Source organism: Microbacterium sp. CFBP 8801 (assembly GCF_014839455.1).
Lineage (GTDB): Bacteria > Actinomycetota > Actinomycetes > Actinomycetales > Microbacteriaceae > Microbacterium.
Map to the genome: position 1 here is coordinate 540,746 of NZ_JACYNU010000001.1, position 21,535 is coordinate 562,280.

Genomic DNA, 21,535 nt, shown 5'->3' on the forward strand with positions numbered 1-21,535 from the left:
GCTNAGGTCGGGCGTCAGACCGAGACGGTCGCGCGCTCGCGCGACGACAGACCCAGCTGGTCGGTGGGGACGTCCTTCGTCTCTCGAGCGGTCAGGGCGCTGACCGAGGCGATGATCGCGATGACCGCGGTGAAGATGCTGATGACGACCCAGCCGCCCGCACCGCCACCACCGAGGGCGGCGACGATGCTCGGCGCGAAGCCGGCCATCAGGAAGCCGAGCTGCGTACCGATCGCCATGCCCGAGAAACGCACCCGGGTGCTGAACATCTCGCCGTAGAACGACGGCCACACGGCGTTGGCCGCGGCATACCCGCACGAGAACGTCAAGATGGCCAGGCCGAAGGTGAGCAGGTCGTTCCCGGCGCCCATCGACAGCATGTAGAACGGCATGAACGCCGCCGACGACAGCGCGCCGTAGATGAAGACGGGCTTGCGGCCGATGCGGTCGGCGAGCTTGCCGAACAGCGGCTGAGTGAACAGCGCGACGACGTTGGCGACGACGACGAGCCACAGCGTCACGCTGGCGGCGAGACCGACCTCTTTGCCGTAGGCGATCGCGAGCGTGCCGAACACGGTGGACACCGCGGCGATGAAGGCGCAGAAGATCACGCGGAGCACGTCGCGCCAGTGGTTCTTCAGCAGGGGCACCAGCGGCATCCGCGCGATCTTCCCGTCGGCCTTGGCCTGCTCGAACTCGGGAGTCTCGTGCAGGCTCCGGCGGATGAAGAACGCCACGACCACGACCACCGCGCTCAGCCAGAACGGGATGCGCCAGCCCCACGAGAACTTGATGTCGTCGGGCAGGGCGACCACCGGGATGAAGATGAGGGCGGCGAGGATCTGCCCGCCCTGGGTGCCGGTGAGCGTCCACGACGTGAAGAACGACCGGCGCGAGTCGGGGGCGTGCTCCAGCGTGAGCGACGAGGCCCCCGCCTGCTCGCCGGCGGCCGACAGCCCCTGGGCGAGACGGCACAGCACCAGCAGCGCGGGAGCGAACCACCCGATCTGGGCGAAGCCCGGGAGGCAGCCGATGATGAAGGTCGACAGGCCCATCAGCAGCAGGGTGAACATCAGCACCTTCTGGCGCCCGATGCGGTCGCCGAAGTGGCCGAGGATGACGGCGCCGAAGGGGCGCGCGATGTAGGCGAACCCGAAGGTCGCGAACGACATCACGAGCGCCGCCTGATCGCCCGACGGGAAGAAGACCGTCGGGAAGATCAGGGCGGCGGCGGAGCCGAACAGGAAGAAGTCGTAGTACTCGACGGCGCTGCCCATGAAGCTGGCGGTGGCCGCCTTCACGGGAGTCTTCCGCGTCGTTGCGGGGGTGGTCATGCGAGTGTGCTCCTTATCGGGCGACGGCCGGGTCGGCGGTCGTGTCGGGGATGCTGTCGGTGGTGACGAGGTCGAGGAAGTGGGCGGTCATGCGGTCGGGGTCGGGTCGCGTCCCCGTGATGAGGGCGAACGCGTCGACGGCCTGGTGGACCGCCATACGTCCGCCGCTGAGTGTGCGGCAGCCGCGCTCGCGCGCGGTGACGAGGAGTTCGGTGTCGAGCGGGCGGTAGACGATGTCGGCGACCCACAGCTCGGGGCGGAGGAGCGCGGCGTCGAGGGGGAGCCCCGGGTGCTCGGCCATTCCGACGGGGGTGCAGTGCACGAGGCCGTCGGCGCCGGTGAGCACGTCGGCGAGCCGGTCGGGGGCGGCGGTGTCGACGACGGCGAGCGGATGCCGTGACGCCAGGTCGTCGGCGAGGGCCGCGGCGCGCACGGGGTCGAGGTCGACGATGCTCAACCGCGCGGTACCCAGGCGCAGCAGCGCGTCGGCGACGGCCGACCCCGCACCTCCCGCGCCGAGCTGGACGACGTGGTCGGTCGCGGCATCCGGGAGTCCGTCGGTGAAGGCGGCGGCGAAGCCCGTCGTATCGGTGTTGTACCCGACGCGTCCGGTGGGGGTGAACAGCACGGTGTTGACCGCGCCGAGGGCGGCGGCGACGGAGTCGATGCGATCGAGGTGCGCGAGCACGCTCTGCTTGCACGGGTGGGTGACGTTGACGGCGTCATAGCCGAGCCGTTCGGCCCACGCCAGCACATCGCCGATGCGCTCGGGATCGATGCCGAGGGCGGTGAGGTCGAGCGGACGGTAGACGTAAGTGAGTCCGAGAGCGCGCGCCTCGGCCATGTGCATCGGCGGCGTCAACGAGGGGAGGACCCCCGTGCCGATGAGGCCGACGAGATACGGGTGCGCGTCGATCACGGTACTCCTTCGTTTCCGCGAGCCGGTTATGTACTAACCGGTACGTTCAGAGGAAACCATGCGGAAGCGCATCGTGTCAACGACGACTTCGGTATGGCGCCGCTGCCGGGACCCGGACGCCCGGGCGCGCCCGGATGGTCGAGTGTCCAAGACACGCCGCACGCCGCCGGACCGACACGGCATGTCGTGGACACTCAACGGGGGTCTGGGCCGGGGAGGGGGCCGAGGGGAGGGGCGCGGGGCCCGCCCGGCGCACGCTCAGCGCGCGGGACCCACCCGGCGCGCGGTCAGCGCGCGCGGCCCGCCCGGATAGTCGAGTGTCCAACACACGCCGCACGCCCCAGGGTCGACACGGCATGTCGTGGACACTCAACGGGGGTCTGGGCCGGGGAGGGGGCCGAGGGGAGGGGCGCAGGGCCCGCCCGGCGCACGCTCAGCGCACGGGGCCCACTCGGCGCGCGGGGCCCGTCCGGATGGTCGAGTGCCCAAGACACGCCGCACGCCGCCGGACCGACACGGCATGCCGTGGACACTCAACGAGGGTCTGGGCCGCGGAGGGGGCCGAGCGCGGTCAGCGCGCGGGAGCCGAGCGGGGGCGCGGTCAGCGGGCGGGGGCCGTCAGCCAACCGACGACCACGTCGCCGATGACCGCGCGCAGGTGCGAGCGCCGGTCGGGCGAGGTGAGATCGACGTCGAAGAGGTGGCCGAACGTGTAGCGGTTGGCGACCTGGAACACGCAGTACGAGCTGATGACGAGGTGCACGTCGATCGCGTCGACGTCGGAGCGGAAGACCCCCGCGGTGCGCCCGCGCTCGAGGATCTCGTCGAGCAGGCCCTTCGCCGGCTGCGACAGGGTGCGGAGCCCCTCGATCTGGCGGATGAACTCGCCGCGGTGGATGTTCTCGATCGCGACGAGACGGATGAAGGCGTCGTGCCCGACGTGGTGGTCGAAGGTCAGCTCGGCGAGCGAGCGGATGGCATCCACGGGGTCGGCGTGATCGACGTCGATCGCCCGCTCCGCCTCGCGGATGCCGCGGTACGCCTCTTCGAGCACGGCCCGGTACAGGCCCTCTTTGCCGCCGAAGTAGTAGTAGATCATGCGCTTCGTGGTGCGCGTGCGGGCGGCGATCTCGTCGACCCGCGCTCCCGAGAAGCCGTCTTCGGCGAAGACCTCGGTGGCCACCGCGAGGAGTTCGGCGCGGGTGCGCTCGGCGTCTCGACGTGCCTCGGCCATTCGGTCAGACTAGTGGACCCGCTTTGTACCAGATGGTACATTCGGCCGCCATGAGGACCTCCATCGCGACCGTCTGCATCAGCGGAACCCTCGCCGACAAACTGCACGCCTGCGCCGACGCCGGTTTCGACGGGGTGGAGATCTTCGAGCCCGACCTGCTCGCCGCCCCTGAGAGCCCCGAGGAGATCGCGGCACTGGCCGGGCGCCTCGGGCTCAGCCTCGACCTCTACCAGCCGATGCGCGACGTGGAGGGCGTCGACGAGGCCGCCTTCGCCGCGGTGCTCCGCCGCGCCGAGGCCAAGTTCCAGCTCATGCGGCGCCTCGGCATGGACCTCGTGCTCTGCTGCAGCAACGTCGGCACCGCCACGATCGACGACGACGCCGTCTCCGCCGACCAGCTGCGACGCCTCGGCGACCTGGCCGCGGGATACGGCATCCGGATCGCCTTCGAAGCCCTCGCCTGGGGTCGGTACGTCGACGACTACCGGCGCGCGTGGCGCATCGTGGAGCAGGCCGACCACCCCGCGGTGGGTGTCTGCCTCGACTCATTCCACATCCTCTCGCGCGGGCACGACCCCGCCGGGATCGCCGCGATCCCCGGCGACAAGATCTTCTTCGTCCAGCTCGCCGACGCCCCGCGCCTGAGCATGGACGTGCTCTCGTGGAGCCGCCACCACCGCCTGTTCCCCGGCGAGGGCGAGTTCGACCTCGCCGACTTCACCGCGCGCATCGTCGAGGCCGGCTACACCGGACCCTGGTCACTCGAGGTGTTCAACGACACGTTCCGCCAGACCGACCCGCGCCGCACGGCGCTGCACGCCCGCCGGTCGCTGCGCTGGCTCGAAGACGCCGTGGCCCGCGAGATCCCGGATGCCACGACCCACCGCGGCGATCTGTCGATGCTGCCCGACTCGGCGGCCCCCTCGGGCGTCGACTTCGTCGAGGTCAAGGCCGAGGACACCTCCGTGATCGAGGGGCTGCTCGGCCAGCTCGGCTTCACCTCGCGTGGACGCCACCGCACGAAGCCCGTGACCCTGTGGACCGCCGGCGACGCGCGGGTGGTGCTCAACGAGCAGCACGCCCGAGGCTGGGAGCCCCGGCTCGCGGCCGTCGGGCTCGAGGTCGACGACGCCGAGGCGGTCGACCTGCGCATGGACGAGCTGCGGGTACCGCGGGCCTACCGCCGCACCTACGCCACCGAGGAGCGCCTCGACGGCGCGATCGCCCCCGACGGCACCGAGGTGTACTGGGCTCAAGCGGCCGACGAGGGCGACCCGGCGTGGGTGGGCGAGTTCGAGCACGGCGAGGCCGCGCGAGACACGGCCATCACGGGTGTCGATCACGTCAGCCTCAGCCAGCCCTGGGACGCGATCGAGGAGGCGACGCTGTTCTACACCGCGGGTTTCGCGCTGCGCGTCGACAGCAGCACCGACGTGCCGGGGCCCCGTGGACTCGTGGCCAGCCGCGTGCTGGTCGCGCCGGGGAGCGCCGTGCGCCTTCCCCTGAACGTCGCCCCGCCCATCCTCGCCTCGCAACGCGCGGGAGCCGCACTCCCGCAGCACGTCGCCTTCGTCTGCGACGACGTGCGCCACGTCGCCCGCGCGGCGCGCGAACGCGGCTTCGCGCCGCTCGAGATGCCGGCCAACTACTACGACGACATCGCCGCCCGCTTCGATCTGTCGGAGCCCGCCGTCGACGAGCTGCGCGACCTGCACCTCGGCTACGACCGCGACGACGCGGGCGAGTACCTGCACTTCTACACGCGCACGATCGGCGAGGTCTTCTTCGAGTTCGTGGAGCGCGTCGACGCCTACGCCGGCTACGGCGCCGGGACCGCCCCGGTGCGCCTCACCGCGCAGGGGCGGCGCTGATAGCGTGCCCGACATGACCACGCCCCGCCGCCTGCTGCTCGTCAACGGCCCCAACCTCAATCTGCTCGGCACGCGGCAGCCCGAGATCTACGGTCGCGACACGCTCGCCGACGTCGAACGCGTCGTCGACGAGGCCGCCGCGCGTCACGGGCTCGAGGTGCGCGCCGTGCAGAGCAATCACGAGGGCGTGCTGATCGACGCGATCCACGACGCACGTCTCGACTGCGCCGGGATCGTGATCAACGCCGGAGGACTCACGCACACCTCCATCGCCCTGCGCGACGCCCTGGCATCCGTCGCCCTCCCCGTCGCCGAGGTGCACATCTCGAACATCAAGGAGCGCGAGGCCTTCCGGCACTTCTCGTACATCGAAGACGTCGCCGTCGTGCACGTCATCGGCGAGGGAGTGCCCGGCTATGCGCGCGCGGTCGACCTGCTGATCCCCGTCATCGCCGGGCTCGCCGAGGGCTGACGCGCCGCGCCCGGGCGCGGATCGCACCGGCGTCGGGGCATCGCGTAGACTCGGTCGCCGGGTGCGCGCCACAGCGCGGACCCTCCTCACACGAAACGGAACAGCGACCTCATGGCATCCACCGCAGACATCAAGAACGGCGTCGTCCTGAACATCGACGGTCAGCTCTGGAGCGTCGTGGAGTTCCAGCACGTCAAGCCCGGCAAGGGCGGCGCGTTCGTCCGCACCAAGCTCAAGAACGTCATGAGCGGCAAGGTCGTCGACAAGACGTTCAACGCCGGCGCGAAGATCGAGACCGAGAACGTCGACCGCCGCGACTTCACCTACCTCTACAACGACGGTGACGGCTTCGTCTTCATGGACGTGCTCGACTACGACCAGATCACCGTGGGAGCCGCCACCGTCGGCGACGCGGCCAACTTCCTGCTCGAGAACCAGCAGGTGCAGATCGCGCTGAACAACGGCAACCCGCTCTACGTCGAGATGCCGCCGTCGGTCATCCTCGAGGTCACCTACACCGAGCCGGGCCTGCAGGGCGACCGCTCGTCGGCCGGCACCAAGCCCGCCACCGTCGAGACCGGCTACGAGATGCAGGTTCCGCTGTTCCTCGAGACCGGCACGAAGATCAAGGTCGACACCCGCACGGGTGACTACCTCGGTCGCATCAGCTGACCCCGTGGTCCTGACAAAATGAGCGCGAGGACTAAGGCGCGCAAGCGCGCCCTCGACATCCTTTTCCAGGCCGACGTGCGCGGCGAAGAGCTCGCGATCATGCTGGCCGCCGAGGCCAAGCGCGCGGCATCCGAGCCCGCGCGTGAAGCCTCGTGGCTGTACGCCCGCGACATCGTCGACGGCGTGATCGACAACCGCGACGCCATCGACGAGCAGATCACCACGTTCTCGAAGGACTGGTCGCTCCAGCGCATGCCGGCCGTCGACCGTGCCCTGCTGCGGATGGCCGCGTGGGAGATCCTCTACAACGACGAGGTTCCCGTGGCCGTCGCCATCGACGAGGCCGTGGAGCTGGCCAAGGAGTTCTCGACCGACGACTCCGGCTCGTTCGTGCACGGCGTGCTGGCGCGCATCGCGCGTTCGTCCTGACCCCTCTCGACGTGTTCCGACGCGGCCCCGACCCGGTGTCGGCGGTCGCGTCGCGTCGTTTCCCGGATGCCGAGACCCGGGTGTCCGCGCGTCCGGCGCCCGCACCCGCGCCGATGTCGGAGGCTCCCGGCAGGATGCTCCCGTGACCTCGTGGCGCGACCTCGTCCCCGCGGGCGAGACGACCGCGTTCGAGCCGCTCGCCCTCGGCATCGAGCTGCGCCAGCGCGAGGCGTACGACCCGGCGCGGTGGGAGGCCCGCGCGGTCGTGCCGGTGACCCCGCGCTCGCTCGCCCAGCGCCAAGACGACCTGCAGTTGGTCGCACGTCCGCTCGTGCGCGGAGCCCGCGACGCCTGGATCCGCGCCGATGCCACCTGGGATGCCGTGCGCCGATCGTCGGGACGCTTCGACCCGGCGCACGTGCGCTGGTTCGCCGAACTCTACGCGCTGGCGCAGGCGCTGCGCACCACCGGCCCCTTCGCGCCGTCGGGCGACACGGTCGCCCTCGACGCCGCCGACTCGCCCCTGCTGTGGCCGCTCCTGCGCAGCGCCGAGGTGCTCGGCATCCCGATCGTGCCGATGCATGCGCAGCAGAGCGTCCGCCTCGCGCGCACCGCCACCGCGCGCGTGGCGCTCGACGCGGTGGGCGGGGGAGCGCTGCGCGTCTCGGCCGACCTCGAGATCGACGAGCGGCGCGTCGACGCCGCCCACGCGCGCGCTCTCGGCGCAGCGGGCCTGTTCGCCTACGAACTCGACCGCGACCCGGTGCCGATCGTGCTCGCCGCCGTCGAGCTGCCGGCGCCCCTGCCGGCCCTTCTCGGCGGCGGGGTCGTCGAGGTCTCGTCGGCCGATGCGGCGGAGTTCCTGGCCGAGATGTACCCCCGCCTCGCCCGGCGCGCTCCGCTGTCGGTGGGGGCGGGGGTTCCGGCCCCACCGCCCCCGCGGCCGACCCTCGAGGTCGCCGTGACGTACGCCGACGACGACGTGGCCTTCGTCCTCACCTGGGCGTACCCCGGCACGCACCGCGTCGCCTACGACGCCACGGCCGACGACCCCGAGCGCGACCCCCGCGCCGAAGCGCAGATCGGCGAACGATTCGAGACGGCGTGGCGGGCGGCATCCGACCTGCCGGTGTCGGCGCGCGCCACGCTGCGCGACGCCGACGCGGCGGTGTTCGTCTCGCGCGTGCTCCCCGCCGTCGACCTGCTCGACGAGGTGCGGGTGCGCGCGACCGGCACGGCACCGTCGTTCCGCGAGCTCCGGGGCGACCCCTCGCTGCGCGTCACGGCGGTGGAGTCCATCGACCGCGACTGGTTCGACCTGGGGATCGTGGTGACGATCGAGGGTCGGACGATCCCGTTCGCCACCCTGTTCTCGGCTCTCTCCCGCGGGCGCACGCGCATCAAGCTCTCCGACGGCGCGTGGTTCTCGCTCGCGCACCCCGCTCTGCAGCGGCTCCGCGATCTGCTCGACGAGGCGGCGGCCCTCGACGAGTGGGAGGCCGGGCCGCGCCTGCCGCGCACCCATCTGTCGCTGTGGGCGGAGTTCGAAGACCTCGCCGACCAATCCGAGGCGGCGGTCGAGTGGCGCCGGCTCGCCCGCGCCCTGCGCGACGTCGCCGACGTGCCGCAGGTGCCGACGCCCCCCGGATTCCGCGCCGAGCTGCGCCCGTACCAGCGCGAGGGCCTGTCGTGGCTGGCCCTGCTGCACCGGCATCGACTGGGGGGAATCCTGGCCGACGACATGGGGCTCGGCAAGACCCTGCAGCTGCTCGCCCTCATCGCCCACGCGAAAAACCTCGGCGACGAGCGGCCGTGGCTGGTGGTCGCCCCGACCTCGGTGCTGCCGACGTGGCGCGACGAGGCCGCGCGGTTCGCTCCCGGCCTGCGGGTCGCCGTCGTCGAAGCCACCGCCGTCCGTCGCGAGCTCACCATCGCCGAGGTCGCCGCCGACGTCGACATCGTGGTCGCCCCGTACGGGGTGGTGCGCGCCGATGCCGAGGAGTTCGCCGGTCCGCACTGGGCGGGGGTCGTGCTCGACGAGGCGCAGTTCGTGAAGAATCCGGCGACCCGCATCCACCGCGCGATCGCGGCGCTGCGCACCGACGCGGTGTTCGCGGCGACCGGCACCCCCATCGAGAACGGCCTCGACGATCTGTGGGCCCTGCTCGCGCTGACCGCGCCCGGGCTGTTCCCGTCGATCCGGCAGTTCCGCGAGGACTACACGCGCGCGATCGAGCAACTGCCCGCCGACGCGCCCACCGCGCTGTCGGCCGCCGCGGCCGGCGCGCACCGCGAGAAGACGCTGGATCGCCTGCGCCGCCGCGTGCGGCCCTTCCTCCTGCGCCGCACGAAAGACGTCGTGGCCTCCGATCTCCCGCCCAAGCAGGAGCAGGAGATCGCGGTCGCCCTGGGGCCCGCGCACCAGGAGCTCTACGACCGGGTGCTGCAGCGCGAGCGGCAGAAGGTGCTCGGGCTGCTCGACGACCTCGACCGGCAGCGCTTCATCGTCTTCCGCTCGCTGACGCTGCTGCGCATGCTGGCGCTGGCCCCGGGCCTCGTCGACGAGCACGACGCGCACCTGGGCTCGGCCAAGCTCGACGTGCTGCTGGAGCGCCTCGCCGAGGTCGCCGCCGAGGGGCACCGCGCGCTGGTGTTCAGCCAGTTCACCTCGTTCCTCGACCTGGCCGCCGCGCGATTGGATGCCGCGGGTCTGGCCTACGCCCATCTCGACGGCAGCACGGCTCGCCGCGGCGAGGTGATCGAGGGCTTCCGCGGGGGAGACGCCCCGGTGTTCCTCATCAGCCTCAAGGCCGGGGGTTTCGGGCTCACCCTCACCGAGGCCGAGTACGTGTTCGTGCTCGACCCCTGGTGGAACCCCGCCGCGGAGTCGCAGGCCATCGACCGCGCCCACCGCATCGGCCAGACCCGGAGCGTGTTCGTCTACCGGCTCATCGCCGCGGGCACGGTCGAAGAGAAGGTGCGGGCATTGCAGCACCGCAAGGCGGCGCTGTTCGACGCCGTGATCGACGACGACGACGCCTTCGCGGCCTCGCTCGACGCCGACGACATCCGGGGGCTGCTGGGGCCCTGACGCGGGGCGCAGCGCGGGCACCCCGGCATCCGTTCTCGCGAGCGACCCGCCGTGGCTCCCCGAACCCGTTCAGCCACCCCCGCGTAGACTCGTCAGGTTCGCCAACGACACAGGAGCGACATGAGAATCACCGGCCTCGGCCACGCGGGCATGTTCATCGAGACCGCGGGTGGCAGCATCCTCTGCGACCCCGTCATCGGTCCGAGCTTCTTCGGCTCGTGGTTCCCGTTCCCCGACAACCGCCAGCTCGACTGGGAGCGGTACGGCGCGGCGGACTTCCTCTACATCTCGCACCGCCACCGCGATCACTTCGACCCGGCGGTGCTCGAGCGGTACGTGTCGAAGGACATCCGCGTGCTGCTGCCCGAGTACCCCACCGACGACCTCGAGCGCGACCTGGTGGCCCTCGGGTACACGAACCTGGTGCGCACCGAAGCGGGCGTCCCCCTGCAGTACGGCGATCTGAAGCTCATGATCACGCCGCTGCGCGCCCCCTCCGACGGCCCCATCGGCGACTCGTCGCTGTCGGTCGACGACGGAACCGCGTCGATCCTCAACCAGAACGACTCGCATCCCCTCGACCTCGAGAAGCTCATGGACTTCGGCAAGCCCGACGCCTACTTCACGCAGGTGTCGGGCGCCATCTGGTGGCCCATGGTCTACGACCTGCCGCTCGATGCGAAAGAGAACTTCGCGCAGCTCAAGCGCGACGCGCAGAACAAGCGCGCGATGTACTACATCGAGAAGGTGGATGCCGAGCACGTCTTCCCCATGGCGGGACCGCCGATGTTCCTGCGCGAAGAGCTCTTCCGCTACAACGGCACCGGCCTCGAGAACGACTCGATCTTCACGGATCAGCGGGAGTTCCTCGCGCACATGAAGCAGCAGCGCCCCGATCAGAAGGGCTACCTGTTCCTCCCCGGCGCCGAGGTCGAGGTGCGGGGGTCCGACGTCACCGTGACGCAGACGCTGTACACCGACGCCGAGATCGACCGGGTCTTCGGCGACAAGTGGAACTACCTCGCCGAACAGCGCGACGCGCGCCAGAGCGAGGTCGCCGCCGAGGTGGCATCGCGCGCCGAGATCCTGCCGCCCGCCGAGATGCTGGCCGCGATCAAGGAATGGTGGGAGCCGCTGCTCCGCCGCGCGCGCACGATCCGCAACGGCGTCGGGGGAGCGGTGCGCTTCCGCATCGGCGAGCTCGACATGGTCGTGGACTTCCCCAAGGCAAAGGTGCGCGAGTACGCCGGCGAGGACTGCATCTACTGGTACACGATCCCCGCCGACCTGGTGTCGACGAACATCCGCGACCACGAGATCGACTGGTCGAACTCGATCTTCCTGTCGATGCAGTTCGAGGTCGGTCGCTCCGGCAAGTTCAACGAGTTCCTCACCACGTTCCTCAAGTGCCTGTCGCGCGACCGCATCGAATACGTCGAGAACTGGTACGCCGAGCAGTCGGATCAGACAGAGGATGCCGAGATCGACGGCTGGACCGTGCAGCGTCGGTGCCCGCACCTGCGCGCCGACCTGACCAAGACCGGCAAGATCGAGGACGGCGTGCTGACCTGTTCGCTGCACGACTGGAAGTGGGACCTGGCGACGGGTCGCTGCCTGACGACGACGGGTCACCCGATCCGCTCGACGCGCGCCGCCGAGACGGCCGAGGTCGCCGCGGGCTGAGCCCGCGCGGGCGGGGCAGCGCGGCGTCGGGCGCCACGGCGCCACCGTCCCGGACCTGCCGTCACGGCATCCACCCGCTAGACTCGACCACGAACCACAGCAACCTTTAACCCCGTCCCGTGAGGCGGAGAAGGGAGCGACGGATGAGTACGCGCACCGTTATGCACGATGCCGACATCGCCCGCGCTTTGACGCGCATCTCGCACGAGATCCTGGAGTCCAACAAAGGACCGGAGGGACTCGTCCTCCTCGGCATCCCGACCCGCGGCGTCACGCTCGCGAACCGCATCGGGCCGCTCGTCAGCGAGTTCGGGGGAGCGCCGGTCCCGGTCGGCTCGCTCGACGTCACGATGTACCGCGACGATCTGCACCGCAACCCCACCCGGGCGCCGCGCAAGACCGAGATCCCCGCCGGCGGCATCGACGGCCGGGTCGTCGTGCTGATCGACGACGTGTTGTTCTCGGGCCGCAGCATCCGCGCCGCGCTCGACGCGCTGCAGGACATCGGCCGCCCCGCGGCCGTGCGCCTCGCGACCCTGATCGACCGGGGCCACCGGGAGCTGCCGATCCGCCCCGACTTCGTGGGCAAGAACCTCCCCAGCGCCCGCGACGAACGCGTCAACGTGCGCCTCGCCGAGATCGACGGCATCGAAGAGGTGACGATCGGATCATGAGGCACCTCCTCGACACCCAGCACCTCTCGCGCGCCGCGGCCCTGTCGATCCTCGACGTCGCCGAGGACATGGCCGACACCCAGCGCCGCGAGAACAAGAAGCTCCCCACCCTGCGGGGCAAGACCGTGGTCAACCTCTTCTTCGAGGACTCCACGCGCACCCGCATCTCGTTCGAGGCGGCGGCGAAGCGCCTGAGCGCCGACGTCATCAACTTCTCGGCGAAGGGCTCCAGCGTCAGCAAGGGCGAGTCGCTGCAGGACACCGCCCAGACACTCCAGGCGATGGGGGCGGATGCCGTGGTGATCCGCCACGGCGCGTCCGGCGCCCCGCGGACGCTGGCGACCAGCGGATGGATCACCGCCGGGGTCGTGAACGCCGGCGACGGCACGCACGAGCACCCCACCCAGGCGCTGCTCGACGCGTTCACGATCCGCAAGCGTCTGTTCGGCGATGACAGCCGCGGGCGCGACCTGGCCGGCATCCGGGTCACGATCGTCGGCGACGTGCTGCACTCGCGGGTGGCGCGGTCGAACGTCTGGCTGCTGCACACGCTCGGCGCGCACGTGACCCTCGTCGCACCCCCCACGCTCGTTCCCCAGGACGTCCGCGGCTGGCCGGTCGAGATCGACTACGACCTCGACCACGCCATCGCGCAAGAGCCCGACGCGCTCATGATGCTCCGCATCCAGCTGGAACGCATGAACGCCGCGTATTTCCCGACTGAACGGGAGTATTCACGGCGCTACGGTCTCGACGCGCGGCGTTTGGAGGCCCTGCCGGGCGGTAGCATCGTTCTGCACCCCGGCCCCATGAACCGGGGTCTGGAGATCTCCGCCGAAGCCGCCGATTCCCCTCGCTCGACGGTGCTCGAGCAGGTCACGAACGGCGTCTCCGTGCGAATGGCCGTGCTGTACCTGCTGCTGGCGGGCGAGCGGCCCGACACCGAGAAAGAGGACCTTCGATGAGCCACGCCCCCTCCCAGACGCTTCTGGTCCGCGGCGCGCGCGTCGAGGGAACGGATGCCACCGACCTCCTCGTGCGTGACGGGGTCATCGTCGAGACCGGCTCGGGTCTGTCGCACGCGGGTGCCACCGTCGTCGACGCCGACGGGCTGATCGCCCTCCCCGGCCTGGTCGACCTGCACGTGCACCTGCGCGAGCCCGGGTTCGAGGCATCCGAGACCGTCCTCACCGGATCGCGAGCCGCCGCGGCCGGCGGATTCACCACCGTCTTCGCCATGCCCAACACCTCACCCACCGCCGACACCGCCGGAGTCGTCGAGCAGGAGCTCGCGCTCGGCGAGGCGGCCGGGTACGTGCACGTACAGCCCATCGGTGCGGTCACGGTCGGCCAGAAGGGGGAGCGGCTCGCCGAGCTCGGCGCGATGGCCGACTCCCGCGCGCGCGTCCGGGTCTTCAGCGACGACGGCTTCTGCGTGTTCGACCCGCTCATCATGCGCCGCGCGCTCGAGTATGTGAAGGCGTTCGACGGCGTCGTCGCCCAGCACGCGCAAGACCCCCGGCTCACCGAGGGCGCGCAGATGAACGAGGGCGCCGTCTCGGCCGAACTGGGCCTGACCGGCTGGCCGGCCGTCGCCGAAGAATCGATCATCGCCCGCGACGTGCTGCTGGCCGAACATGTGGGCTCGCGCCTGCACGTCTGCCACCTCAGCACCGCGGGGTCGGTCGACATCATCCGCTGGGCCAAGAAGCGCGGTGTGAACGTGACCGCCGAGGTCACCCCGCACCACCTGCTGCTGACCGACGAACTCGTGCGCGACTACGACGCGCGGTTCAAGGTCAACCCGCCGCTGCGCCGCGAAGAAGACGTCCTGGCCGTGCGCGAGGGCCTGGCCGACGGCACGATCGACATCGTCGCCACCGACCACGCCCCGCACCCCGCCGAGGCGAAGGCCTGCGAGTGGGCCGTCGCGGCGAACGGCATGGTCGGCCTCGAGAGCGCGCTACGCGTCGTGCAGCTGGCCATGGTCGACACGGGCCTGCTCGACTGGGCCGACGTCGCCCGGGTCATGTCGGCCGCCCCCGCGCGCATCGGCCGTCTCGACGGCCACGGCACCCCGCTGACCACGGGACAGGCCGCGTCGTTCACGCTGTACGACCCGCGCCCCTCGCGTCCCTTCGGGGTGGGCGACCTGCGCGGCCGCAGCAAGAACTCGCCGTACCTCGGCCGCGAGCTGCCGGGCGAGGTGCGCTGGACCGTGCGTCGTGGCATCCCCACGGTCGTCGACGGCGCCCTGCTCGACGCCCCCGGGGTGCTCGCGTGAGCCGCGAAGGCGCCCTGCTGGTCATGGCCGGCGTCGCCGTCGTGCTGCTGGCCCTGCTGGCCTGGGCCTGGGTGCGACGAACGCGGCGCGATGCGCGCTACACGGCCCCGGTGGGGGAGCTGCCCGAGAACGCCGTCGAAACGGCGATGTTCCCGGGGCTCTACGTCGCCACGACCCGTCACGACGAGCCGCTCGAGCGCCTCGCCATCAAGGGTCTCGGTTTCCGCTCCCGCGTCGACATCACGGTCACGACCCTCGGTGTCGCCCTCGACCTGCCCGGCCAGCCCCGCATCGCGCTCACCCGCGACCGCCTGGTGGATGCCGCTCAGGCCACCGTCGCCATCGACCGCGTGGTCGAGCGCGACGGCCTGACGCGCATCAGCTGGCGCATCGACGACGACACCGTCGTCGACACCTACCTCCGACCCCAGGATGCCTCGGCGAAAGCCCTCGCCGACGCCATCCGTCCCCTCATCCTCACGACAGGAAGCGACGCATGACCGCCGTGACCCTTTCCTCACTCATCTCGCGAGACCCCGCCGTCCTGGTCCTCGAAGACGGCACCCGCTACACCGGCCGCGCGTACGGCCAGCGCGGCGAGACCCTCGGCGAGGTCGTCTTCGCCACCGGCATGACCGGCTACCAGGAGACGATCACCGACCCCTCGTACGCGGGCCAGATCGTGCTGCAGACCGCCCCGCACATCGGCAACACCGGGGTGAACGACGAGGACCCCGAATCGCGCCGCATCTGGGTCGCCGGCTACGTCGTGCGCGACCCCTCGCGCATGGTGTCGAACTGGCGCGCCGACCGCTCGCTCGACGACGCGCTCGTCGAAGACGGCATCGTCGGCATCTCGGGCATCGACACCCGCGCCGTCACCCGTCGCATCCGCTCCTCGGGCAGCATGCGCGGCGGCGTCTTCTCGGGCGAGCTCGCGAACCTCGATGCCGACGAGCAGCTGCGCCGCGTCCGCGAGGCTCCCGGCATGGCCGGGCGCAACCTGAGCGCCGAGGTGTCCGTCACCGAGGTCGAGGTGACCGCCGCCACCGCGGAGCGCATCGGCAACCTCGCCGTGCTCGACCTGGGCGTGAAGACCTCGACGATCGACAACCTCGCCGCCCGCGGCTTCGACGTGCACGTCTTCCCGCAGTCCGCGACGATCGACGAGATCCGCGCCATCGAGCCGGTCGCCGCGTTCTACTCCAACGGCCCCGGCGACCCCGCGGCCTCCGACCAGCACGTCGAGCTGCTGCGCGCCGTCCTCGGCGACGGACTGCCGTTCTTCGGCATCTGCTTCGGCAACCAGCTGCTGGGGCGCGCCCTGGGCTTCGGCACCTACAAGCTGCCCTTCGGCCACCGCGGCATCAACCAGCCCGTGCTCGACAAGACCACCGGGCGCGTCGAGATCACCTCGCAGAACCACGGCTTCGCGGTCGACGCTCCGCTGGACGCCGTGGTCGACAGCCCCGCCGGCTTCGGCCGCGTCGAGGTGAGCCACATCGGTCTCAACGACAACGTGGTCGAGGGCCTCCGCGCCCTCGACATCCCCGCGTTCAGCGTGCAGTACCACCCCGAGGCCGCCGCCGGCCCGCACGACGCCAACTACCTGTTCGACCGCTTCCGCGACATGGTTATCGCCACCCAGGAGAAGAAGAATGCCTAAGCGCGACGACATCCACTCCGTCCTCGTCATCGGCTCCGGCCCGATCGTCATCGGTCAGGCCTGCGAGTTCGACTACTCCGGCACCCAGGCGTGCCGCGTGCTCCGCGAAGAGGGGGTGCGCGTCATCCTCGTCAACTCCAACCCGGCGACGATCATGACCGACCCCGACTTCGCCGACGCGACCTACATCGAGCCGATCACCCCCGAGGTGATCGAGACGATCATCGCCAAAGAGAAGCCGGATGCCATCCTCCCCACCCTGGGTGGACAGACGGCGCTGAACGCGGCGATCGCGCTGCACAAGCTCGGCATCCTCGAGAAGTACGACGTCGAGCTCATCGGCGCCGACTTCGAGGCGATCAACAAGGGCGAGGACCGCCAGATCTTCAAGGAGCTCGTGCTCGAGGCGGGCGCCGATGTCGCGGCATCCGTCATCTGCCACTCGATGGACGAACTGATCGCCGGCGCCGAGAAGCTGGGGTACCCGCTGGTGGTCCGACCCAGCTTCACCATGGGCGGCCTCGGCTCGGGCTTCGCCTACGACGAGAACGACCTCCGCCGCATCGGCGGCGCGGGCCTGCACGACTCTCCCACCAGCGAGGTGCTGCTCGAGGAGTCGATCCTCGGGTGGAAGGAGTACGAGCTCGAGCTCATGCGCGACACCGCCGACAACACGGTGGTCGTCTGCTCGATCGAGAACGTCGACCCGGTCGGCGTGCACACGGGGGACTCGATCACCGTGGCCCCGGCGCTGACGCTCACCGACCGCGAGTACCAGAAGCTCCGCGACATCGGCATCGACATCATCCGTGCCGTGGGCGTCGACACCGGCGGCTGCAACATCCAGTTCGCGGTCGACCCCGCGACCGGCCGCATCATCGTCATCGAGATGAACCCGCGCGTCTCGCGCTCCTCCGCCCTGGCGTCCAAGGCCACGGGCTTCCCGATCGCCAAGATCGCCGCCAAGCTCGCGATCGGCTACCGCCTCGACGAGATCCCCAACGACATCACCAAGGTGACCCCGGCGAGCTTCGAGCCCACGCTCGACTACGTCGTGGTCAAGGTGCCGCGGTTCAACTTCGAGAAGTTCCCCGCCGCCGACACCACGCTGACCACGACCATGAAGTCGGTCGGCGAGGCCATGGCGATCGGCCGCAACTACACGACCGCCCTGCAGAAGGCGCTCCGCTCGCTCGAGAAGCGCGGATCGAGCTTCCACTGGGGCGAGGAGTCGCGTTCGGTCGACGAGCTGCTCGAGGTGTCGAAGAAGCCGACCGACGGCCGCATCGTCGTGCTGCAGCAGGCGCTGCGCCTGGGCGCGACCGCCCAGCAGGCGTTCGACGCGACGGCGATCGACCCGTGGTTCATCGACCAGATCGTGCTCATCAACGAGGTCGCCGGCTTCATCGCGCAGGCCGAGACCCTCGACGCCGACACCCTCCGTCTCGCGAAGGACCACGGCTTCAGCGACGTGCAGATCGCCCAGATCCGCGGTCTCGACGAGGCCGAGGTGCGCGGCATCCGGTATTCCCTCGACGTGCGCCCGGTCTACAAGACGGTCGACACCTGCGCGGGGGAGTTCCCGGCGCTCACGCCGTACCACTACTCCAGCTACGACGTCGAGACCGAGGTCACGCCCTCGGACCGCACGAAGGTCGTCATCATCGGCTCGGGTCCGAACCGCATCGGCCAGGGCGTCGAGTTCGACTACTCGTGCGTGCACGCGTCGTTCGCGCTGTCGGATGCCGGGTACGAGACCGTCATGGTCAACTGCAACCCCGAGACCGTCTCGACCGACTACGACACCAGCGACCGCCTGTACTTCGAGCCGCTGACGCTCGAGGACGTGCTCGAGGTGCTGCACGCCGAGGCGCAGTCGGGCACGATCCTCGGTGTCGTCTGCCAGCTGGGCGGCCAGACGCCGCTGGGCCTGGCGAAGGGCATCGAGGCCGCCGGCTACACGATCCTGGGCACCAGCCCCGAGGCGATCGACCTCGCCGAGGAGCGCGAGCTGTTCTCGCGTCTGCTCGATGAGGCGGGTCTCGTGGCGCCCCGCAGCGGCACCGCGATCGACGTCGACGGCGCCGTGGCGATCGCCGAGGAGATCGGCTACCCCGTGCTCGTGCGCCCGAGCTTCGTGCTCGGCGGCCGCGGCATGGAGATCGTCTACTCGACCGACGCCCTGCGCGACTACTTCGTGCGCGTCGCCGACCAGGCGATCATCGGACCCGGCCTGCCGCTGCTGGTCGACCGCTTCCTCGACGACGCGATCGAGCTCGACGTCGACGCCCTGTACGACGGCACCGACCTGTACATCGGCGGCGTCATGGAGCACCTCGAAGAAGCCGGCATCCACTCCGGTGACTCCTCGTGCACCCTTCCGCCGGTGAGCCTCGGCCCCACCGAGGTCGACCGCGTGCGCGTGGCCACCCTCGCGATCGCGAAGGGCGTCGGCGTCCGGGGTCTGCTCAACGTGCAGTTCGCGATCTCGGCCGGCGTGCTCTACGTGATCGAGGCCAACCCCCGCGCCAGCCGCACCGTGCCGTTCGTGTCGAAGGCCCTCGGCATCCCGCTCGCGAAGGCCGCCAGCCGCATCATGGTCGGCGACACCATCGCCGAGCTCATCGCCGAGGGGCTGCTGCCCGAGGGCGACGGTTCCCGCGTGCCGCTCGACGCACCCGTCGCCGTGAAAGAGGCCGTGCTGCCGTTCAAGCGGTTCCGCACCGCCGACGGTCACACCGTCGACTCGGTGCTCGGACCCGAGATGCGCTCGACCGGTGAGGTCATGGGCATCGACCGCGACTTCCCGACGGCGTTCGCGAAGTCGCAGGAGGCCGCCTACGGCGGCATGCCCACCTCGGGCACCGTGTTCATCTCGGTCGCCGACGCCGACAAGCGCGCCGTCATCCTGCCGGCCCACCGTCTGCAGGAGCTCGGCTTCGAGCTGATGGCCACCGAGGGCACGGCCGAGATCCTGGCCCGCAACGGCATCAAGGTGCAGGTCGTCGAGAAGTACTCCGAGACGCAGGGGTCGGGTCAGCAGAACGTCGTCGACCTCATCAACGCGGGCGAGATCGACATGATCGTCAACACGCCCAGCGGCGGCACGGCCCGCGCCGACGGTTACGAGATCCGCGCGGCGGCCGTGGCCGCCGACAAGGCACTGTTCACCACGATGGCCGTCCTGGGTGCCGCCGTGAGCGCCCTCGGCGCCATGAAGGACGGCTTCGAGGTGCGGAGCCTGCAGGAGTACGCCATCGATCGCGCGGGGCGTCTGTGAGCGAAACGTTCGGCCAGCGGCTCAGCGCCGCCCTCGACACCCACGGCGCCCTGTGCGTCGGCATCGACCCCCACGCCGCACTCCTGTCGGCGTGGGGGCTGGATGCCACGGCCCAGGGCGCCCGGGAGTTCGGTCTGCGGGTGGTCGAGGCCGCCGTCGGCCGGGTCGGGGTGGTCAAGCCGCAGGTGGCGTTCTTCGAGCGGTACGGCTCGAAGGGCTTCGCCGCGCTCGAAGACGTGATGGCCGCAGCCCGCGCGGCGGGTCTGCTGGTGATCGCCGACGCCAAGCGCGGCGACATCGGCACGACGATGGAGGGCTACGCCCACGCCTGGCTCGAGCCCGGCTCGCCGCTCGAAGCCGACGCCGTGACCCTGACGCCGTACCTGGGCGCCGATTCGCTGCGCGCCACGCTCTCGCTCGCGGTGCATCACCGCAAGGGCGCCTTCGTCCTCACCGCGACGAGCAACCCCGAGGCACGGGCCGTGCAGAGCGCGATCGTCGACGACGCCCTCGCCGTCGGCGACCACGAGCACGTCGCCGCGCGCGTCGCGCACGACATCAACGAGGCCAACCTCGGAGCGCCCGGAGCCCTGGGCCCGATCGGCGTGGTGGTGGGCGCCACGGTCGACCGCGCCGCCTTCGGCCTCGGCGACGTGGCGCTCGCGGGCATGCCGATCCTCGCTCCCGGCTTCGGCGCGCAGGGTGCCGAGCCCGCCGACCTGGGCCGCCTCTTCGGCTACGTCGCGAAGGCGGTCGTGGCCAACGAGAGCCGGAGCATCCTCGCGGTCGGACCCGATCGTCTGGCCGCCCGCATCGACCAGCGCGCCGCGCTCTACCGGGAGACCCTGCATGGCTGAGACCCGTCGCCCGCCCGAGGTCGACCGCGCCGCCGCCTCGCGCCGCGCCGTCGAGGCGCGTCGCGAGCGCGCCGCGCTCAAGCGCGACGTGTCGACGCGCGTGATCTCGCCGCAGGAGCTCCTGCGGCGGGGACTCGCCGACCCGCTGTCGGCGGCCGGGGCCATGCGCGTCACCGAGTTCCTCACCGCCATCCCCGCGATCGGCGAGAGCAAGCGCGACCGCATCCTCGCCTCGCTCGGCATCTCGCCGGTCAAGCGCCTGGGGGGCCTCGGCACCCGGCAGCGCGACGCGTTGCGCGCCTTCCTCGACGGCCGGTGGCCCGAGCCCGGGCCGCGTGACGGACGCAGCCGCCTCATCGTGCTGGCCGGTCCCACCGCGGTCGGCAAGGGGACGGTGGCGGCGCACATCAAGGAGCACTACCCCGAGATCCACCTCTCGGTCTCGGCGACGACGCGCGCGCCCCGTCCCGGCGAGGTCGAGGGCGAGCACTACTACTTCGTCGACGACGCCGAGTTCGATCGCCTGGTCGCCACCGGTGCGCTGCTGGAGTGGGCGGTCGTGCACAACAAGAACCGGTACGGCACGCCCCGCGAGCCCATCGAGCGGGTGCTCGCCGACGGCGGCACCGCCCTGCTCGAGATCGACCTGCAGGGCGCGCGCCAGGTGCGGGCGGCCGATCCCTCGGCGACCCTGGTGTTCCTGCTCCCGCCCAGCTGGGACGAACTCGTCCAACGCCTGGTCGGACGCGGAACCGAAGACGCCGAGGAGCGCGCCCGACGCCTGCGCACCGCCCGCGTGGAGCTCGCGGCCCAGAACGAGTTCGACTACCGCGTCGTGAACGAGGACGTCGCGTCGGCCGCCGCCGACGTCGTCGCCCTGGCCGCCGCGCAGCACTGACGCGTCGCCGACGCGCCGCGGTGTGGTTCAGCCGGGCTCGGGTTGGCTCGGCGCGCGGGCTGGCTCGGGGCGCGGGCCGGCTCGGGGCGCGGGCCGGTTGGGGGCGCGGGCCGGTTGGGGGCGCGGGCCGGTTTGGGGCACGAATGGTGCAACGGGGCGGACACGGTGCGC

17 protein-coding genes are annotated in these 21,535 nt (G+C 71.1%); 14 read left to right on the forward strand and 3 right to left on the reverse strand.

Going from position 1 to position 21,535, the window contains the following annotated elements:
* Positions 1-14: 14 nt before the first annotated feature.
* The 3 genes from IFR11_RS02580 to IFR11_RS02590 all read right to left on the reverse strand — a co-directional run bounded on the left by IFR11_RS02580 (position 15) and on the right by IFR11_RS02590 (position 3,487).
* The gene (locus IFR11_RS02580) at positions 15-1,334 is read right to left on the reverse strand and encodes an MFS transporter (protein ID WP_055837349.1); all 1,320 of its coding nucleotides are present in this window, start codon (positions 1,332-1,334) and stop codon (positions 15-17) included.
* 13 nt (positions 1,335-1,347) lie between these two features.
* Positions 1,348-2,253, reverse strand: coding sequence for a shikimate dehydrogenase (locus IFR11_RS02585; protein ID WP_191915112.1), 906 nt, complete (start codon positions 2,251-2,253; stop codon positions 1,348-1,350).
* A 601-nt stretch (positions 2,254-2,854) separates the two neighbouring features.
* Positions 2,855-3,487: a TetR/AcrR family transcriptional regulator gene (locus IFR11_RS02590; protein ID WP_055837357.1), complete on the reverse strand. Its 633-nt coding sequence runs from the start codon at positions 3,485-3,487 to the stop codon at positions 2,855-2,857.
* 50 nt (positions 3,488-3,537) lie between these two features.
* On the opposite strand from IFR11_RS02590, the gene IFR11_RS02595 reads away from it, so the two are divergent.
* From IFR11_RS02595 to gmk, 14 genes are all read left to right on the forward strand, one after another.
* A complete protein-coding gene (locus IFR11_RS02595) occupies positions 3,538-5,358 on the forward strand; it encodes a sugar phosphate isomerase/epimerase and 4-hydroxyphenylpyruvate domain-containing protein (protein WP_191915113.1) in 1,821 nt (606 codons plus the stop codon).
* A gap of 13 nt (positions 5,359-5,371) precedes the next feature.
* Positions 5,372-5,830: a type II 3-dehydroquinate dehydratase gene (locus IFR11_RS02600; protein WP_191915114.1), complete on the forward strand. Its 459-nt coding sequence runs from the start codon at positions 5,372-5,374 to the stop codon at positions 5,828-5,830.
* A 111-nt stretch (positions 5,831-5,941) separates the two neighbouring features.
* Positions 5,942-6,502, forward strand: coding sequence for an elongation factor P (gene efp, locus IFR11_RS02605; RefSeq protein ID WP_055837365.1), 561 nt, complete (start codon positions 5,942-5,944; stop codon positions 6,500-6,502).
* Positions 6,503-6,520: 18 nt separating this feature from the next.
* Positions 6,521-6,931: a transcription antitermination factor NusB gene (nusB, locus tag IFR11_RS02610; protein WP_055837367.1), complete on the forward strand. Its 411-nt coding sequence runs from the start codon at positions 6,521-6,523 to the stop codon at positions 6,929-6,931.
* A gap of 142 nt (positions 6,932-7,073) precedes the next feature.
* Entirely contained in the window at positions 7,074-10,022 is a 2,949-nt protein-coding gene (locus tag IFR11_RS16515; RefSeq protein ID WP_191915115.1) for an SNF2-related protein, read from the forward strand.
* Between the two features lie 120 nt (positions 10,023-10,142).
* Positions 10,143-11,705: a Rieske 2Fe-2S domain-containing protein gene (locus IFR11_RS02620; protein WP_070408006.1), complete on the forward strand. Its 1,563-nt coding sequence runs from the start codon at positions 10,143-10,145 to the stop codon at positions 11,703-11,705.
* A 143-nt stretch (positions 11,706-11,848) separates the two neighbouring features.
* Entirely contained in the window at positions 11,849-12,379 is a 531-nt protein-coding gene (pyrR, locus tag IFR11_RS02625; RefSeq protein ID WP_055837376.1) for a bifunctional pyr operon transcriptional regulator/uracil phosphoribosyltransferase PyrR, read from the forward strand.
* The gene (locus IFR11_RS02630; protein ID WP_191915116.1) at positions 12,376-13,344 is read left to right on the forward strand and encodes an aspartate carbamoyltransferase catalytic subunit; all 969 of its coding nucleotides are present in this window, start codon (positions 12,376-12,378) and stop codon (positions 13,342-13,344) included. The genes pyrR and IFR11_RS02630 overlap by 4 nt, the downstream gene beginning before the upstream one ends.
* On the forward strand, positions 13,341-14,663 hold the full coding sequence (locus tag IFR11_RS02635; protein WP_191915117.1) for a dihydroorotase: 1,323 nt from the start codon (positions 13,341-13,343) through the stop codon (positions 14,661-14,663). Before IFR11_RS02630 ends, IFR11_RS02635 begins: the two co-directional genes overlap by 4 nt.
* Entirely contained in the window at positions 14,660-15,163 is a 504-nt protein-coding gene (locus tag IFR11_RS02640; RefSeq protein ID WP_055837386.1) for a PH-like domain-containing protein, read from the forward strand. The genes IFR11_RS02635 and IFR11_RS02640 overlap by 4 nt, the downstream gene beginning before the upstream one ends.
* A complete protein-coding gene (carA, locus tag IFR11_RS02645; RefSeq protein WP_055837389.1) occupies positions 15,160-16,329 on the forward strand; it encodes a glutamine-hydrolyzing carbamoyl-phosphate synthase small subunit in 1,170 nt (389 codons plus the stop codon). The genes IFR11_RS02640 and carA overlap by 4 nt, the downstream gene beginning before the upstream one ends.
* Positions 16,322-19,609, forward strand: a complete 3,288-nt coding sequence (carB, locus tag IFR11_RS02650; protein WP_191915118.1) for a carbamoyl-phosphate synthase large subunit — start codon at positions 16,322-16,324, stop codon at positions 19,607-19,609. The genes carA and carB overlap by 8 nt, the downstream gene beginning before the upstream one ends.
* Complete coding sequence (gene pyrF / locus IFR11_RS02655) at positions 19,606-20,466, forward strand: orotidine-5'-phosphate decarboxylase (RefSeq protein WP_191915119.1); 861 nt, start codon at positions 19,606-19,608, stop codon at positions 20,464-20,466. The genes carB and pyrF overlap by 4 nt, the downstream gene beginning before the upstream one ends.
* Positions 20,459-21,364: a guanylate kinase gene (gene gmk / locus IFR11_RS02660; protein WP_055940218.1), complete on the forward strand. Its 906-nt coding sequence runs from the start codon at positions 20,459-20,461 to the stop codon at positions 21,362-21,364. Before pyrF ends, gmk begins: the two co-directional genes overlap by 8 nt.
* Positions 21,365-21,535 lie beyond the last annotated feature (171 nt).

Coding starts and splice junctions, on each gene's coding strand:
- IFR11_RS02580 (WP_055837349.1), bottom strand. CDS start 1,334: ATGACCACCCCCGCAACGACGCGGAAGACTCCCGTGAAGGCGGCCACC.
- IFR11_RS02600 (WP_191915114.1), top strand. CDS start 5,372: ATGACCACGCCCCGCCGCCTGCTGCTCGTCAACGGCCCCAACCTCAAT.
- IFR11_RS02630 (WP_191915116.1), top strand. CDS start 12,376: ATGAGGCACCTCCTCGACACCCAGCACCTCTCGCGCGCCGCGGCCCTG.
- carA (WP_055837389.1), top strand. CDS start 15,160: ATGACCGCCGTGACCCTTTCCTCACTCATCTCGCGAGACCCCGCCGTC.
- gmk (WP_055940218.1), top strand. CDS start 20,459: ATGGCTGAGACCCGTCGCCCGCCCGAGGTCGACCGCGCCGCCGCCTCG.
- efp (WP_055837365.1), top strand. CDS start 5,942: ATGGCATCCACCGCAGACATCAAGAACGGCGTCGTCCTGAACATCGAC.
- pyrR (WP_055837376.1), top strand. CDS start 11,849: ATGAGTACGCGCACCGTTATGCACGATGCCGACATCGCCCGCGCTTTG.
- carB (WP_191915118.1), top strand. CDS start 16,322: ATGCCTAAGCGCGACGACATCCACTCCGTCCTCGTCATCGGCTCCGGC.
- IFR11_RS02590 (WP_055837357.1), bottom strand. CDS start 3,487: ATGGCCGAGGCACGTCGAGACGCCGAGCGCACCCGCGCCGAACTCCTC.
- IFR11_RS02595 (WP_191915113.1), top strand. CDS start 3,538: ATGAGGACCTCCATCGCGACCGTCTGCATCAGCGGAACCCTCGCCGAC.
- nusB (WP_055837367.1), top strand. CDS start 6,521: ATGAGCGCGAGGACTAAGGCGCGCAAGCGCGCCCTCGACATCCTTTTC.
- IFR11_RS02635 (WP_191915117.1), top strand. CDS start 13,341: ATGAGCCACGCCCCCTCCCAGACGCTTCTGGTCCGCGGCGCGCGCGTC.
- IFR11_RS02620 (WP_070408006.1), top strand. CDS start 10,143: ATGAGAATCACCGGCCTCGGCCACGCGGGCATGTTCATCGAGACCGCG.